The organism is Bacillus sp. FSL R7-0166, from assembly GCF_038008935.1.
GTDB classification, from domain to species: Bacteria; Bacillota; Bacilli; order Bacillales; family Bacillaceae; genus Bacillus; species Bacillus altitudinis.
On the sequence record NZ_JBBPAC010000001.1, the window covers coordinates 956,750 to 972,088 of the forward strand.

The 15,339-nt window shown below is 40.2% G+C and carries 17 protein-coding genes; 7 read left to right on the top strand and 10 right to left on the bottom strand.

All coding sequences use genetic code 11. The features are described 5' to 3' along the window. The first annotated feature begins 9 nt into the window (after positions 1 to 9). Complete coding sequence (locus NST01_RS04860; RefSeq protein WP_017360342.1) at positions 10 to 402, top strand: hypothetical protein; 393 nt, start codon at positions 10 to 12, stop codon at positions 400 to 402. Here the strand turns inward: NST01_RS04860 and crcB (NST01_RS04865) are convergent. The 3 genes from crcB (NST01_RS04865) to NST01_RS04875 are packed head-to-tail and all read right to left on the bottom strand — an operon-like array spanning position 399 to position 1,882. Then, complete coding sequence (gene crcB / locus NST01_RS04865) at positions 399 to 764, bottom strand: fluoride efflux transporter CrcB (RefSeq protein ID WP_060780925.1); 366 nt, start codon at positions 762 to 764, stop codon at positions 399 to 401. The two genes, NST01_RS04860 and crcB (NST01_RS04865), sit on opposite strands and share 4 nt — an antisense overlap. Then, a complete protein-coding gene (crcB, locus tag NST01_RS04870) occupies positions 765 to 1,166 on the bottom strand; it encodes a fluoride efflux transporter CrcB (RefSeq protein ID WP_060780926.1) in 402 nt (133 codons plus the stop codon). Continuing rightward, the gene (locus NST01_RS04875; RefSeq protein ID WP_060780927.1) at positions 1,166 to 1,882 is read right to left on the bottom strand and encodes a glycerophosphodiester phosphodiesterase; all 717 of its coding nucleotides are present in this window, start codon (positions 1,880 to 1,882) and stop codon (positions 1,166 to 1,168) included. The genes crcB (NST01_RS04870) and NST01_RS04875 overlap by 1 nt, the downstream gene beginning before the upstream one ends. A gap of 305 nt (positions 1,883 to 2,187) precedes the next feature. On the opposite strand from NST01_RS04875, the gene NST01_RS04880 reads away from it, so the two are divergent. The 3 genes from NST01_RS04880 (at position 2,188) to NST01_RS04890 (ending at position 4,303) form a co-directional block, all read left to right on the top strand. Continuing rightward, complete coding sequence (locus NST01_RS04880; RefSeq protein ID WP_017360338.1) at positions 2,188 to 2,289, top strand: YhdX family protein; 102 nt, start codon at positions 2,188 to 2,190, stop codon at positions 2,287 to 2,289. A gap of 164 nt (positions 2,290 to 2,453) precedes the next feature. Beyond that, positions 2,454 to 3,542, top strand: a complete 1,089-nt coding sequence (locus NST01_RS04885) for a mechanosensitive ion channel family protein (protein ID WP_017360337.1) — start codon at positions 2,454 to 2,456, stop codon at positions 3,540 to 3,542. Between the two features lie 29 nt (positions 3,543 to 3,571). Beyond that, positions 3,572 to 4,303 carry an NAD-dependent protein deacylase gene (locus NST01_RS04890; RefSeq protein ID WP_373368002.1) on the top strand — a complete coding sequence of 244 codons (732 nt, stop codon included), beginning with the start codon at positions 3,572 to 3,574 and terminating at the stop codon, positions 4,301 to 4,303. Positions 4,304 to 4,341: 38 nt separating this feature from the next. Here the strand turns inward: NST01_RS04890 and NST01_RS04895 are convergent, their stop codons facing one another. Further along, the gene (locus NST01_RS04895) at positions 4,342 to 5,196 is read right to left on the bottom strand and encodes a polysaccharide deacetylase family protein (protein WP_008348955.1); all 855 of its coding nucleotides are present in this window, start codon (positions 5,194 to 5,196) and stop codon (positions 4,342 to 4,344) included. A gap of 295 nt (positions 5,197 to 5,491) precedes the next feature. Between NST01_RS04895 and dat the strand changes: the two genes are divergently transcribed. Continuing rightward, positions 5,492 to 6,346 (top strand): D-amino-acid transaminase, encoded by an 855-nt coding sequence (gene dat / locus NST01_RS04900; RefSeq protein ID WP_008348952.1) that lies wholly within the window; start codon positions 5,492 to 5,494, stop codon positions 6,344 to 6,346. 210 nt (positions 6,347 to 6,556) lie between these two features. Here dat and NST01_RS04905 read toward each other — a convergent pair whose 3' ends face one another. After that, positions 6,557 to 7,063 (bottom strand): universal stress protein, encoded by a 507-nt coding sequence (locus tag NST01_RS04905; protein ID WP_008348950.1) that lies wholly within the window; start codon positions 7,061 to 7,063, stop codon positions 6,557 to 6,559. Positions 7,064 to 7,622: 559 nt separating this feature from the next. On the opposite strand from NST01_RS04905, the gene NST01_RS04910 reads away from it, so the two are divergent. Next, positions 7,623 to 9,380 carry an ABC transporter ATP-binding protein gene (locus NST01_RS04910; RefSeq protein ID WP_050827099.1) on the top strand — a complete coding sequence of 586 codons (1,758 nt, stop codon included), beginning with the start codon at positions 7,623 to 7,625 and terminating at the stop codon, positions 9,378 to 9,380. Beyond that, the gene (locus tag NST01_RS04915) at positions 9,377 to 11,392 is read left to right on the top strand and encodes an ABC transporter ATP-binding protein (protein ID WP_050827100.1); all 2,016 of its coding nucleotides are present in this window, start codon (positions 9,377 to 9,379) and stop codon (positions 11,390 to 11,392) included. Before NST01_RS04910 ends, NST01_RS04915 begins: the two co-directional genes overlap by 4 nt. 126 nt (positions 11,393 to 11,518) lie before the next feature. Here NST01_RS04915 and NST01_RS04920 read toward each other — a convergent pair whose 3' ends face one another. The 5 genes from NST01_RS04920 to NST01_RS04940 form a co-directional block, all read right to left on the bottom strand. Next, positions 11,519 to 12,136, bottom strand: a complete 618-nt coding sequence (locus NST01_RS04920; protein WP_008348943.1) for an NAD(P)-dependent oxidoreductase — start codon at positions 12,134 to 12,136, stop codon at positions 11,519 to 11,521. Between the two features lie 284 nt (positions 12,137 to 12,420). Next, positions 12,421 to 12,624 (bottom strand): alpha/beta-type small acid-soluble spore protein, encoded by a 204-nt coding sequence (locus tag NST01_RS04925; protein WP_008348940.1) that lies wholly within the window; start codon positions 12,622 to 12,624, stop codon positions 12,421 to 12,423. A gap of 226 nt (positions 12,625 to 12,850) precedes the next feature. After that, complete coding sequence (locus NST01_RS04930) at positions 12,851 to 13,957, bottom strand: ABC transporter ATP-binding protein (protein WP_024719977.1); 1,107 nt, start codon at positions 13,955 to 13,957, stop codon at positions 12,851 to 12,853. A gap of 140 nt (positions 13,958 to 14,097) precedes the next feature. Beyond that, positions 14,098 to 14,973, bottom strand: coding sequence for a helix-turn-helix domain-containing protein (locus tag NST01_RS04935; protein WP_008348935.1), 876 nt, complete (start codon positions 14,971 to 14,973; stop codon positions 14,098 to 14,100). A gap of 20 nt (positions 14,974 to 14,993) precedes the next feature. Then, positions 14,994 to 15,203, bottom strand: coding sequence for a YheE family protein (locus tag NST01_RS04940; RefSeq protein WP_008348933.1), 210 nt, complete (start codon positions 15,201 to 15,203; stop codon positions 14,994 to 14,996). Positions 15,204 to 15,339: the final 136 nt, after the last annotated feature.

Below are 15,339 nucleotides of genomic sequence, written 5' to 3' on the forward strand. Positions count from 1 at the left end.
GGGATGGACATGCTCTGGTATGAAACAGCAAGTATCACGGAGAAAAAAACCTCAATGAAACGTATTGAGTTTCATTTAAAAAATTTCAAGAACTATCAAGCGGCCATTTTAAATATTGAAAGACAGCTTGAAAAGCGAAGTTCTCTCCAACATCATCATATGGCACGTCAAAAATTAGAAGAGCAGAAAAGTCAGTATGAACTGATTGTTGCTTGTATTGAAACGGCTTTAAAAGAATTGGATGAAATAGAGCAGCAGCTCATTGATTATAAGTATTTTCGAGATTGGCGCATGGCAAAATGTGCAATCGAAATCGGCTATAGTGAGAAGACACTATTTTTAATGAAGCGCCAGCTGATGGATCAACTGCTCATCAGCCTAGCTGCCATCACAGATATTTAAAACAGAAGTTGTCCTATTTGATAAAACACCGCAAAAATGCATAAAGAGCCGATAATTGTCACAAGTAAATAGGCAGCAAGCTTTCCTATTTGACGCTGCATCAGCATCGTCGCAGATTCTACACTAAACGTAGAGAATGTGGTAAAGCCGCCAAAAAAACCGGTTCCTATGATCACTAGCAGTGGATGATTGGACGTTACAGCGCCTGTGAGAAAACCTAAACCGGCTGCACCTAATAAATTAATGCAAATAATACTGTACGGGAAAAGGGCATGGGATGGAGTTTTCTGGATTGTTTGGCTGATGAAGAAACGACATGCACTGCCGATCCCTCCAGCTACAGCTGTATAAAAAACAATCATTTATCTGCTTCCTTTCTGCTGCTTATTTTGATGAAAGAGCCGTTCAGCAAGGATCAGGCCAGCTAAAGCAGCGGCTACTCCAGCAATGACTGAGAGCAGGATGTACATCATACTTAAATTGAACTGCCCTGCCTGTAACAGAAGAACTGTCTCTTTAGAAAAGGTGGACATGGTCGTAAACCCGCCGCAAAACCCTGTTCCAATCAAAGCTGCAAGATCTTTTTTTGCTTTCTGAAATAGAAAGTATCCTGTCGCAAAACCAAGAAGCAGGCTGCCAGAAATGTTTTCAATCATCGTTGCATAGGGGAATGTCTGGCTGATGACAGTTTGGCTTAGTTCATATCTGCAAAGTGTACCAATCAATCCACCGATAAAAACGGCGAAATAAGTTTTCATCTGCATCATTTCTCCTTTTGAAAAAATAGCGGGTTATCCGTTACCACACCATCAATTGGATATTTTTTAATTCGATCCGCTGTTTTTTGATCTTTTACAGTCCATATGAATACTTCCATTCCGAATGAATGAATACGATCTATCCACCATTTATTGATCATCGTTTTCTTCATATTAAGACCATTTGCAAACGAGCTGTATGTCGTTAACTTTCGTTTCGTTAGTTTAAATGCATCAGGCTTTATAATCAAAGCTGTGCGAAGAGAAGGGGCGAATGTTTTGATTCTTTGCAGTGCATGAACATCAAAAGATTGAATCATGATATGACGAGAATAGGCAAACCGATTGATGATGCGGGCAACTGCCTTTTCGATTCCTATCTGCCGTTTTGGGTGTTTGATCTCGATCAATATCCCAATCCGCTGACTGTATCTTTCAAGAATTTCTTGTAATGTTGGAATTCGTTCATTCGTATACTGTTGGTCAAACCAGCTTCCTGCGTCCAGTTTTTTCAACTGATCAAGTGTATAGCTTTTGACTAATCCGTTTCCGTTCGTCGTTCGATCAACGGTATCATCATGGATGACGACGACGTGCTGATCCATTGTCATTTGTACGTCTAATTCAATATAATCTGCTCCTTGCTCGACAGCTACATCAAACGCAGCGATTGTATTTTCTGGGGCGGCGCTTGATGACCCTCTATGTGCGATAATATACACTTGCTCCAGCTCCCTGACATAAGTTCTGGTCTTATCATATCAAATGCTTTGGTGGTTTTCCTTCTTTACTATATGGAGAAGAAGAGCGCGGTATTATCATGGAACCTCATGTACCGAAAAAGCTTGATGTATCATTTTGAAAAGTTACAGGAATAGAGCAAGCTTTGATTGAGTAAACCTGAATTACATCAATTTTTCTTCGATCAATTTTGTCCAAATCGTCAGCGTTCGTCAAAATATTAGTGCTTTCGTCATGTTGACTGAAAATTCTGATGTTTTATAATGATGAAAAGGAGGCGAGATGATTGGGTAAAGGGAGAATTAGAGTGGAAGAACGTATTAAGGCCGAAACGGATGCTGAAATGTTTAAAGCGACTCTCCTTGATCAGGCTCAGAAGAAAAAGTAGTTTGCTGCCCGTCGATATGTCTCAAGCCAAAATTTCATAATTGAACATCATGCCTCGGGATAGGTCCCGAGGCTTTTTATATAGAGGTCAGACATTTAAGAGAGGACATAAACGAAGGTTATATTATAAACTAGAGAGGATTGTTTTAAAGGAGAGAGACAGAGATGTTTACACAAAAATGGATGGATACATATTTTACAGTCGATATTGCGATCCAGATAGGCATTAGCCTTTGTATTTTATTGCTTTTTTTATTACTTCGAAAAGTATTTACGAAATACTTGTTTCACCTGCTCTTTAAGCTGACAAACCGGTCTAAAACCGAAGTCATTAATCAAATTGTCGTAGCGTTTGAAAAACCTGCGAGACTGTTTTTTGTGGCACTAGGTTTATATTTTGCGTTAAGACAAGCCCCATACTTTGAGCACCATATGGATGTCATTGTCAAATTGTATAGATCCTCTATTATTTTGATGCTGACGTGGGGACTTTGTAATCTAACCGCAGCTTCTTCCTTCTTATTTCAAAAAGTGAATTCAAAATTTGAATTAGAGATGGATGATATTTTAGCGCCATTTTTATCAAAGGTTCTTCGTTTTATTATTATTGCACTGAGTATTAGCGTCATTGCACAAGAGTTTAATTATGATGTGAACGGACTTGTGGCAGGGCTTGGTCTAGGTGGTCTTGCTTTTGCGCTCGCTGCGCAGGATACAGTGGCGAACTTTTTTGGAGGAATTGTGATTATTACAGAGAAGCCTTTTACAATGGGCGATTTTGTAGAGACTCCAAGTGTACTTGGGACTGTAGAGGACATTACCTTCCGAAGCACAAAATTTAGAACACCTGCTGAAGCGGTGGTGACCGTGCCAAATTCGACCCTTTCAAAGGAGCCGATCACAAATTGGACGAGAATGAATAAACGTCAAATTACGTTCTCTGTTCGCGTATCTTACAATACACCGAAAGAAAACATTGATAAGTGCATCAAACGTCTGAAACAAATGCTTTATGAGCATGATGGGGTTCATAAGGAAACGATAATGGTGAATTTCGATGTGCTGGCAGACAGCTATTTAAACTTATTCTTTAACTTTTATACAAACACAACGGCTTGGTCTGAAAACCTGGATATTAAGCAGGATATTAACTATCGCATTATTGATATTTTCCATGAAGAAGGGGTAGAATTTGCTTTCCCTGGACAGACCATTTATATGAAACAAAAAGGTGAGAAACAGCTCGGTGAATAAAGGAGGAATGGTGGTTGGATCAAACAAAAGTGGCAGCGCTAAGAGAGAGATTATCAAAGGCCTCACATATTACGGTCCTTTCAGGTGCTGGGATGAGCACAGAATCGGGAATTCCCGATTTTAGATCAACAGGTGGACTATGGACAGAAGATACCTCTCGCATGGAGGCAATGAGCCGGTCCTACTTTTTATCACATCCTCATCAATTTTGGCCGAAATTCAAAGAATTGTTTCAAATGAAGATGAGTGGAGAGTACGAGCCAAACGCTGGACATGCTTTTTTAGCCAATTTAGAAAAGCAAGGAAAACGCGTGGATATTTTCACGCAAAATATCGATGGTCTGCATAAAAAAGCGGGAAGCCAGCATGTGTATGAACTGCATGGTTCCATTCAAACAGCTACATGTCCATCATGCGGGTCAACATACGAACTGCCTTATTTATTACAAGAAGAGGTGCCGGTTTGTGAGCGGATTTCATCAGACGGCCGCACATGTGGACGAGTACTTAAAACAGATGTTGTCCTTTTTGGGGACATGGTGAAGCACTTTGATCAAGTGGAGAAATCGCTCCTGCAAACGGACATGCTACTCGTCATGGGAACGTCCTTAGAAGTGGCACCAGCCCGATATATTCCAGAAGATGCTGCTCATCATCCTTCCATCTTTAAGGTCATGATGAATTTAAGTGAAACGGAATTCGATCCGCTGTTTGATCTTGTCTTTCACGAACGAATTGGCGAGCTTGTGAATGCTTTATAAATCATAAAAAACCCGCATCCAATAGGTGCGGGTTTGCTTTATTGTTGTAGTGGCTTCATTGTTTCATCAAGGACTTCAAACGTGTAGCCCTTCGCCTTTAATTGTGTGATCAGACTGTTTAAGTATTTTGCGGTAGCTGGCTGATCATGCATTAAGATGATTTTTGGCTCTTTCGGGTACTTGGTTTCAAGTACCTGCAGCTGATTTAATACTTCTGGTACATATTTTGAGCTTTTATATTTCCAGTCAAGACTGTCAATGGTCCAGTCCCAGTATACAAAGCCTTTTTGTTTTAAACGTGTTTTTTGCTGGTCTGTTAAGTTTGGAGAACTGCCATAAGGTGTTCTCACAAGATGTGTATATTCACCAGTAACAGAAGCCAATATACGTTGATCTTCTTTCATCTCATTTACAGGAGAATCACTTTTTTGATAAAAGCGTTTCACATCATGCGTGATGCCATGAAGTCCTAATTGATGACCTTCTTGATGAAGTCTTTTCACAGCTGTTGGGTGTTCTTTGATTTGCGGCCCGAGCATAAAGAATGTGGCCTTCACTTGCTGTGATTTTAGCACATCTAACAGCTGATTTGATGTAGCAGAAGGGCCATCATCAAAGGTCAAAAAGATCGTTTGATCCGTTACATGTTTGTTTGGATTGATCTTAAAATGTGCATCTAATGTTTTTGGCGAATCATCTTTTGCTTTCAGACTTGTACTTGTGTCTCGAAATGGACTGCTCGCAGACACTTCATTCGGTTGATCTGCTGCCTGCATATTGGTTTTAGATATATCCCAAATGAAAAAAAGGATCAATGTCAGAATGACTAGACCAATTGCCTTTGAGAGCAGCATCGTGTTTGAAGGTGTCTGTTTTTTCGTAACCCGTTGCATTACAATCGCTCCAATAAATCAGTAGTTTGTGTCGAATCACGTAGTGGATTCTGTCTTTTTTCGCTGTTTTTTGTCGTGCTCATATGGAGTAAGTATACAGGAAAAAAGATCCTATGAATATAGAAGATGCTAAAAAATTGGAATCTTTTTGGTTATGAATCTATATTTGTTACAATAGAAGGTTATCCAGTCAAATGGATATGAAATAATTCTGAATAATCATTGAAACGTTTACATTTATCCGCTAAGATAGCATCAGATTCAACCATTAAGCAAAGCGAAGGGGAGATTCCATATGAAAGTATTGTACAATGGGGATTTTATTGAAAAAAAAGATGCACATGTTGATATTGAAGACAGAGGCTATCAATTTGGCGACGGAGTCTATGAGGTCATCCGCGTATATAATGGAACTTTGTTTACATTAAAAGAGCATACTGAGCGTCTATTCAAGAGTGCAAAGGAAATCGGCATTCATCTGCAAGGTACAGTATCCGATATGGAAGAGAATTTGAAGAAGCTAGTCGCAGATAATCAAGTGATTGATGGTGGCGTGTATATTCAAGTCACGCGAGGCGTCGCACCTCGTAAACATCAATATGGTGCACTTACCCCTCAGATTACGGCATATACATTTCAAGTGAAAAAGCCTATTCAAGAGCAGACAGCTGGTGCGAAAGCTCTATTGTCTGAAGATCTTCGCTGGTTAAGATGTGATATTAAAAGCTTAAACCTTTTATATAACGTCATGGAAAAGCAGAAAGCGTCTGAAGCTGGTGCGTTTGAAGCGATTTTAATAAGAGACGGCTTTGTGACAGAGGGAACGTCCTCGAATGTGTATGCCGTCATTGACGGTGTCATTCGTACACACCCAGCAAATAACCTGATTTTAAACGGCATTACACGTAGAAAGCTGCTAGAGGTTTGTCAGGAAGAAGGATGTCGTGTGGAAGAAACCCGCATGAGTAAAGACGAACTTTTGCATGCGCAGGAAATTTTCATTAGTTCAACGACAGCTGAAGTGATTCCAATTGTAGAGATAGATGGTCAGCCAGTTGGGGAAGGTGTTCCAGGGGAGATCACGAAGCGTGTACAGGAAGGGTTCCAGAAAAAAATTAAGCATGAAAGCGAAGCATCTATTTCTTCGTAAAAGGAAAAAGGCTGTAAACCAATGTTTACAGCCTTTCAGCGTGTAGACAAACCCTCGCATTCGGTGTCAGTCCTGCGTGCTGGTGCTCACGAATGTCAAATTCGCTCCGCGCCAGTACTCGTCCTTCCTAGGGCTGCAAAGGTTTTCTATCACGCTGAAAAGAAGACAAAGGGCTAAAATAAAGTTCATTTTAGCCTTTTGTGATGACATTTATTTCACGATCAGTACAGGTATATCTGATTTGGACGATAACTTTTCACTCACACTGCCAAAGAGCATTTTTTTCAATCTGCTTTGGTCACGTGCTCCCATGACGATGAGGTCTGCTGAAATCTCTTCAGCGTATTCGATAATCGCTTCTGCAGGCTCCCCTTCAACAATTTCAATCGCAGCTTCAAACTGCTCTTCATTTAACAGCATTCTTGCTTCTGCAACGACCTCTTCTGTATGGTCTTCAAAAATCAAGGGACTTTGCTGTTCATCATGAGGTACATACACAGGGGGTGTTTGAAGGTCTGCCATGCCGCCTCCGATATAAGCGCCGCCAGTCATTGGGCGAGGTGCATCAAACACCTGTCTGCTGGATTTCCCATCATGAGCGTAGGCAATGGTCAGCTTGGCATGCAAAGTTTTGGCTAAAGCGATTGCCTTCTTTAATGCTTTCTTACTGTCTTCATGTCCATCAAACGCAACGACCATCCGATCAGCTTGAAACAATGTCCTCATTCCTTTCAAAAGGAGTCTATACGTTCATGGTATACCCGATATCTGAAAAAGATACACATAAAGGGTGTGAACTTTTTGTTAGAAAATTTCATTTATTGAAAAATATTTATTGACAAAATGGTGACAGCCACTATAAGATAAAAAAAGATTCAAGAGCCAAAAGGAGGAAATGTCATGTGCAACATCATTGGAAGAATGAAATCAAACTGCATGAATGGGTTGATTCACGTGACAATTACACCTTCATTGGTCATTGAAAAGGGACTCGTATGTTCCAATTGATCGGATGAATCAAGGCGTATGTTGCGTATTTGTCAACATGCGCCTTTTTATCATGTATAAAAGAGGCGTACCAGTCAGCTGGTTGCCTCTTTTTTTGTTGTATACATTTCGTATATCGAAATAATGGAATGCATCAACAACTAAATGAAGAGGAGTGAAAGCATGTGAACATGCCAAAGGCAAGACAAATGACAAAAGCTCAAAAAACGAAACAAGGTGACAATCAGGAAAATATAGAAAGCGGCTAGCTTTAAAAGGAGAGACAAACATGTTTTCAGTATTTGTGAAATTAGGCTGGTTCTTTAAACAAGAGTGGAGGCGCTATACAATCGCCATTACGCTGCTACTCATTGTGAATGTGCTTGAAATGCTGCCACCGAGGTATCTAGGTCAAGCAGTTGATGACATTCGGTCTGGTCAATTTACAACATCCAGTATCTTATTTTACGTAACCATTTTTTGCTTACTTGGTGTCAGTGTCTATGCGCTCACCTACTTTTGGATGTATCAGTTATTTGGCGGCGCAAATGTCATGGAGCGTGTGATGCGCGGAAAATTAATGCGCCACTTACTTAAGATGACACCCACCTTTTATGAAAAGAAAAAAACCGGAAATTTAATGGCGTTAGGTACAAATGATTTGAATGCTGTGGCTTTAACAACAGGCTTTGGCGTTTTAACATTAGTCGATTCCACTGCTTACATGCTGATGATCTTTTTTACGATGGGACTGACGATCAGCTGGAAATTAACTTTAATGGCCATTATTCCAATGCCACTGATGGCGATTTTGATAGCGTTTTATGGCAGTAAAATTCATGAACGCTTTACAGTCGCTCAAGATGCATTTGGTGATATGAATGATCGTGTATTAGAATCAGTTGCCGGCGTTCGGGTGATTCGGTCTTTTGTACAGGAAAAACAAGATGTGAATCGCTTTCGAGAAATGACAGATGATGTCTTTCAAAAAAATATGAGAGTGGCGATCATTGATTCATTGTTTGAGCCGACGGTGAAATTGCTTGTGGGGATCAGTTATTTAATCGGTATCGGTTACGGCGCATATCTTGTGTTCCAAAGTGATTTAACCATTGGTGAGCTTGTCGCATTTAACGTCTATCTGGGGATGATGATCTGGCCAATGTTTGCCATTGGTGAATTGATTAATATCATGCAAAGAGGAAATGCCTCATTAGACCGGTTGAATCATACACTCAGTTATCAACCGGATGTAACTGACGCAGCCAAGCCAAAAAGATTACAAGAGCCTGGCGATATTCAATTTGAACATGTGACATTTAGGTATCCAACTTCTTCTAAAGATAATCTAACGGATGTCTCCTTTACTGTACGAAAAGGGCAAACGATTGGTATTACAGGAAAAACGGGAAGCGGAAAAACAACGATTGTCAAACAGCTTCTTCGTCAGTATCCGACAGGTGATGGAAAGATCTTGTTTTCAGGTGTTCCAATTGATGACATTGAATTGGATCAACTGTTCCAATGGATTGGCTATGTTCCGCAAGATCATGTCCTTTTCTCAAAAAGTGTAGAAGAGAATATGCGTTTCGGTCATAGAGACGCGAAAGAAGCTGAATTAGCACAAGCGATTAAAGATGCTTACTTTGAAAAGGATTTACGCCTTTTACCAGAAGGCTTGGAAACCATGGTTGGAGAAAAGGGAGTGGCGCTGTCAGGAGGACAGAAGCAGCGGATTTCCATTGCACGTGCATTATTAATTGATCCAGACATTTTGATTTTGGATGACTCGTTATCTGCAGTTGATGCAAAAACAGAAACGGCTATTTTAGAGAATTTAAGACAAAATCGTCATGGAAAAACGACATTTATTACAACCCACCGTCTATCAGCTGTTGAGCATGCGGATCTCATTCTTGTCATGGAAGAAGGGCGTATTGTTCAAAAGGGAACCCATCAAGCGCTTATTCAGCAAGATGGCTGGTATAAAGAGCAATTTCTGCGTCAGCAGCTGACAAATCAGCTGGAAGGAGGGGATGAGGCATGACAACAGGGAGAAGACTTCTTGCCTATGCACTCCTATATAAAAAAGTATTGTCTGTTGCTTTGATCTTTCTGATCATTGCAGTTGGTGCTGAGTTGACAGGACCTTTCATTGGGAAAAAAATGATTGATGATCATATTTTAGGTGTAGAAAAACCGTATGTTGAGGTAGATGAAAAAACAGATAAAACGGTTTATTACCAGGGAAATAACTATATAAGAAGTGACCGGCTACAGAATCAAAATGAAGCTGGAAAGCAAATCAATGTCGTGCAAGTCGGATTTGGGTACTATTTTGTGAATGAACCGATTCGATTTGACGGGAGCCGGACAATAGAAGGGGATCAGCTCACCATTGAAAATGGGAGCGAGCGTGAGACGTATCAGGTACAGCGTTTATCCAAAGAGGAAATCTTCGCTTTTTATCAGCCGGAAATCAGTGGTTTGGTGCAGCTTGTTCTATTTTATTTTGGGATGCTCGTCATTGCGATTTTCTTTCAATATGGGCAGCACTATTTACTCCAGCGTATTGCAAATCGCATTATTCAAAAAATGCGAGTGGACGTATTTGAACATATCCAAACGCTTCCGATTCGGTATTTTGATAATTTACCGGCTGGAAAGGTTGTCGCGCGGATTACGAATGACACAGAAACCATTCGTGATTTATATGTAACAGTACTCGCTAATTTCGTCACAAGTGCCATTTACATGGTTGGAATTTATATCGCCATGTTCTTATTAAATGTGAAGCTGGCGCTCATTTGTTTAGTGGCTGTTCCGATTATTTTCCTATGGTCGATGACTTACCGAAAGTTTGCGTCGGTTTACAATCATCGCATTCGATCCATCATCAGTGAAATTAATGCCAAGCTAAATGAAGCTATTCAAGGAATGACGATTATTCAAGCATTTCGACATGAACAAGCAACGAAAGAAGAATTTGATGAGCTGAATAACAATCACTTTCGATATCAGCGAAAGATGCTTCATTTAAATTCACTGCTTTCACATAACCTGGTGAATCTGCTTCGGAACTTAGCATATGTCGCACTCATTTGGTATTTTGGCGGCGCGTCCTTAAGTGCGACGGGCATTGTGTCGATTGGGGTGCTCTATGCATTTGTCGATTATTTAAATCGTTTGTTCCAGCCGATTACAGGCATTGTGAATCAATTTTCTAGATTAGAATTAGCAAGGGTTTCATCTGAACGGGTCTTTCGATTATTAGATGAGCCAGGTACTGAAGTGGAAGAACCAGTTCAGAAGAAACTAGAGGGACACGTTCAATTTCAGGATGTTACCTTCGCGTATAATGAAGGGAAAAATGTATTAAAGAACATCACCTTTGAGGCGAAAAAAGGTCAGACGGTGGCACTTGTTGGACATACCGGTTCTGGGAAAAGTTCGATCATGAATTTGCTACTACGTTTTTATGATATTCAGCATGGGGACATCCTCATTGATGGAAAAAGCATCTATGATCAGTCGCGCCAAACGTTGCGTAAACAAATGGGCATTGTACTTCAAGATCCTTATTTATTTTCTGGAACGATCGCATCCAATGTCAGTTTAGGAAATGAAGACATTAAAAGAGAAACGATTGAAACATCGTTAAAGCAAGTGGGCGCAGCAGAACTATTAAAGCATTTGCCTGAAGGTTTTGATGAACCAGTTGTTGAAAAGGGGAGTACTCTTTCCTCTGGGGAGCGTCAATTGATTTCATTTGCCCGTGCACTGGCATACGATCCAGCGATCTTAATTCTAGATGAAGCGACGGCTAACATCGATACAGAAACAGAAGCCATCATTCAACGGGCACTAGATGTCGTCAAAGAAGGCCGAACCACTTTTGTCATTGCACACCGATTATCTACTATTAAGAAAGCTGACATGATTTTGGTGTTAGAAAAGGGTGAGATTGTCGAGCGCGGCAGCCACGAAGAGCTCATGGAGCAAGGCGGACTGTATGCGCAAATGTACGAATTACAAAAGGGAGCTGTGACGAGCAGCTGATAGGATGAGCAGCAAAAGCCTCTTTCAATTTGAAAGAGGCTTTTTTCATGGCAATGAAAAAAGTCGAGGCTTCATGAAATGATCTCGACTTTTACTCGTTGTATATCATTTACACGAACTAAATGGTCAATAAGCGATACCGACGCGTTGATGCACAAATTCCTTTGAGTTTAACTGCTGATACAAAAAGTGTGCGGTATCTTCAACTGAAATTTTCTGTCCATCTATAGGGAGAAAATTCTTTTCATAGCGATATGACCGTGTCACTTCTCCATCTGGTAAATAGGTTGGGCAAATGATTGTCCAATCTAGTTCAGTTGATTGAAGAATTTCAAATGCTTTGGCATGTTCTTTAGCAGCTCGGGAAGTGGTTCGCCTTGATTCATTTGTTTCAAAGCGGTAAAGCTCAGGCTGCTGCCTTGCTTTTAAAATCCCCGCAGTGCCAATCGTGATAATTCTTGATGTTCCTGTTTGCTTCATGGCTTGTACGATATGCTCCATTGAAACAGATAAAGTATCATCACCATCTGTTGATAGACAGCTCACGACAATATCTGATCCTTTAATCGTTTCAAGCACATCCTCTTGATTTCTGGAATTGCCGGTGACTTGAAACATACCCGCAAGCATTTCTTCCCGGTTTGTCCGAATTAACGAGCGAACCATGTAACGATCATCTTCTTTTACGAAACGAAGAAATGCTTGTCCTACACGTCCATGAGCACCGAAAAGAGCTATTTTCATCTGATCGATCCCTCCACTACATACTATAAGTGAAAAGAACTTAAAATGGTACAGTTTTATGTCATGCTTTTTTTATAAAGATGAAAGGACCGAATACTATGAGCATATTCACATAATAGAGAGAGACCAACAAATTGTAGAAGTTCAAAATTCACACCTGAAATAATGTCCATGAAGATCCGCTCCTTTCTAATACATCATATGAATTCAAAAGGAATCGGTGAGGGATAAAACCAAAAAAAGAAGACACCATAAGAGGTGCCTTCTATGATCCAGATATGAAATTAAGCTTTTGTTCCGCCAAGGTTTTGCTGAGCGTAAGATACAAGACGTTTAGTGATTTCTCCACCAACTGAACCGTTAGCACGAGCTGTTGTTTCTGCTCCAAGGTTTACACCAAACTCAGAAGCGATTTCGTATTTCATTTGATCGATTGCTTGCGCTGCTCCAGGAACTAGTAATTGATTTGAACTATTAGAATTTGCCATGATGTGAATCTCCTTTTTATATATGATTTTTTTGGTTGGGTTTGCTGGAGTCGCACCAGCGAAATGACCAAGTCATTTGCCACTTGGCGAAACCCAATGCGGTAACTGCTTTGTACTAAATATTATGGTTCGCTACGAAAAAAACATACGGAAAAAGAACATGGTAAATGTTGTTTTCATATACAAAAAACCACCACCCAATGGTGATGGTTTGTGGAACGTCTTCTTATTCAGCTGAGCGGATGCGCAGCTCAGTCTCTGTATCAAAGAAGTGAGCTTTATTCATATCAATGGCAAGAGGGATCGTCTGACCTGCCTGAATATCTGTGCGAGAATCAACTCGTGCAATAAACGTTTGACCAGCGAGAGAAGAATAAAGCATCGTTTCGGCTCCCATTAATTCAGCCACTTCTACGTTTGCTTCAATTTTTGTTCCCTCAGAAGCCTCTATAAACACAGGCTCATCATGGAAATCTTCTGGTCTGATGCCTAGAATCACATCTTTTCCGATATAGCCCTGACTGCGTAATACTTTCATTTTTCCTTCTGGTACACGAATGTGCGTATTCCCAATGGCAATGGCTCCGTCAGACAGTTTTCCTGTAAAAAAGTTCATCGCTGGAGAGCCAATAAATCCTCCTACAAAGACATTCTCTGGGTTTTCATACACATCCTTTGGTGCGCCAACCTGCTGAATAAAGCCATCTTTCATGACAACAAGCCGAGTAGCCATTGTCATGGCTTCTGTTTGATCGTGTGTGACATAGATGAATGTCGTCTGCAACCGCTGATGAAGTTTAGAAATTTCGGCACGCATCTGAACACGAAGTTTAGCATCTAAATTAGAAAGAGGTTCATCCAAAAGAAAGACTTTTGCATCGCGCACAATGGCCCTTCCAAGTGCAACACGCTGTCTTTGACCTCCAGACAATGCCTTAGGTTTTCGATCTAAGTATTGTTCAAGCCCTAATATTTTCGCAGCGTTTCGTACCCGCTCATCAATTTCTGCTTTAGGAAATTTTCGAAGCTTTAATCCAAAAGCCATATTATCGTACACATTCATATGAGGGTATAAGGCATAGTTTTGAAAAACCATCGCAATATCCCGATCTTTTGGTGCCACATCATTCATTCGCTTGCCGTCTAATAGAAAATCCCCTTGTGAAATTTCTTCAAGGCCTGCAATCATGCGGAGGGTTGTTGATTTTCCGCACCCAGATGGACCAACAAACACAATAAATTCTTTATCCTCAATATGTAGATTAAAGTTATCTACTGCTGTTACTTTGTTATCGTACACTTTATAAATTTGATTCAGCATCATTTCGGCCATAGGTGGTAGCCTCCCAGTCCCTTTTTTTGAAAGCGCTTTACTTATAAATGAAGTGTATAAAAAGGAAGGGTGTCTGTAAATGGACAACGTGCACAACATCTTATTTTCATTTTTAGGCAAGGTGCTCATGATAGGATCATTTAAGAAAGATCGAGAAGATTCATCATGAAATAGGCAGCTGACGCTTCTTGAAAATGCCGTATATCTAGTCCTGTCCGTTCAATAAATTTATCAATCCGATACTGAAGGCTGTTTCGATGAACATATAAAGCTTTTGCTGCCTGCGATGCATTTAAATTACACTGCATATAGGTCGTGAGAGTCCGGTAAACGTCCCGATCAAAGATTGTTTCTATAAATGCATCTGAAATAGCGGCAGAAACCATGTCTGTATCATGGCGAATGAAAGCAGGTAGACATTGATAAAATGTTGCAACCCCTGACCTAAGTTTTCCTTGCTTCAGATGCCATAAAAAGAGCTGATGTTCATTTAATAATCTCATTTTTAAATTTCCATTCGGCAAATGCAGCTGTCCTTGCATGAAGACAACGTCTGTTAAAAAATCACTTGTGATGGCTTGAGACAAATCATGTAGCTGTTCAAGTTGACCATTTTCTGATGTAGCGTTTGTTTGAATGAGCATAGCTGTTTCAGTGCCTGTCCATATGAAATGAATATGTTCGAGGCTGCTGTTCACAGCCTCTTTTATTTGCTGCCTTTGTTCTGCTTGGTGATCCATTTTAAAAAAATGAACACGGACGGAGTGATCGATGGTGATTGATTTGTTTTCAAAGAGATAGCTGTACCATTTCTGTTCTTCTTCCGTTTCCTGCGTATGAGGTACATCAATTGGTGTGAGGAATGAATTGAGAAGAAGCGTTTCCCTTTCTGTTAGCTCCGTTTTGTTTACTCCGAATATTTCGCCTTCGTCTGTTTGATACCAGAGAGTTTGTTTATCATTTGTTGGTGAACTGATGATATGGTGTCCGTAAACAAGTTTTAGCTTTTCTAACATGGCGAGGCTCCTTAAACAGTTTAATCATACACATGGAATAGCATTAATTCGTGGATTTCTTCTTTTAAGGTTGGTTCAACTTCATGAGGCGGAAGCTGAGAGCCCCATTCAATATCACCCGTTTTGTGATAAATGCCTTCATAGTGTGAACCATTATGAAAAAAGGATATTTTCCAGCCAGGTAATTGCGCTTTTTTAAAGAGAGGTTTCCATTGAAAATGAGAAATCATATCATCATTGCCTCCTTGCTTTTATTGATGAAACAATAAATACACACGACAATACGGAAACAACCTTGAACTTGGTTTTATTGTATCTCATCTGATGAAAAGAGCATAGGGAAAGCACAGATTTCAGAGACATGAA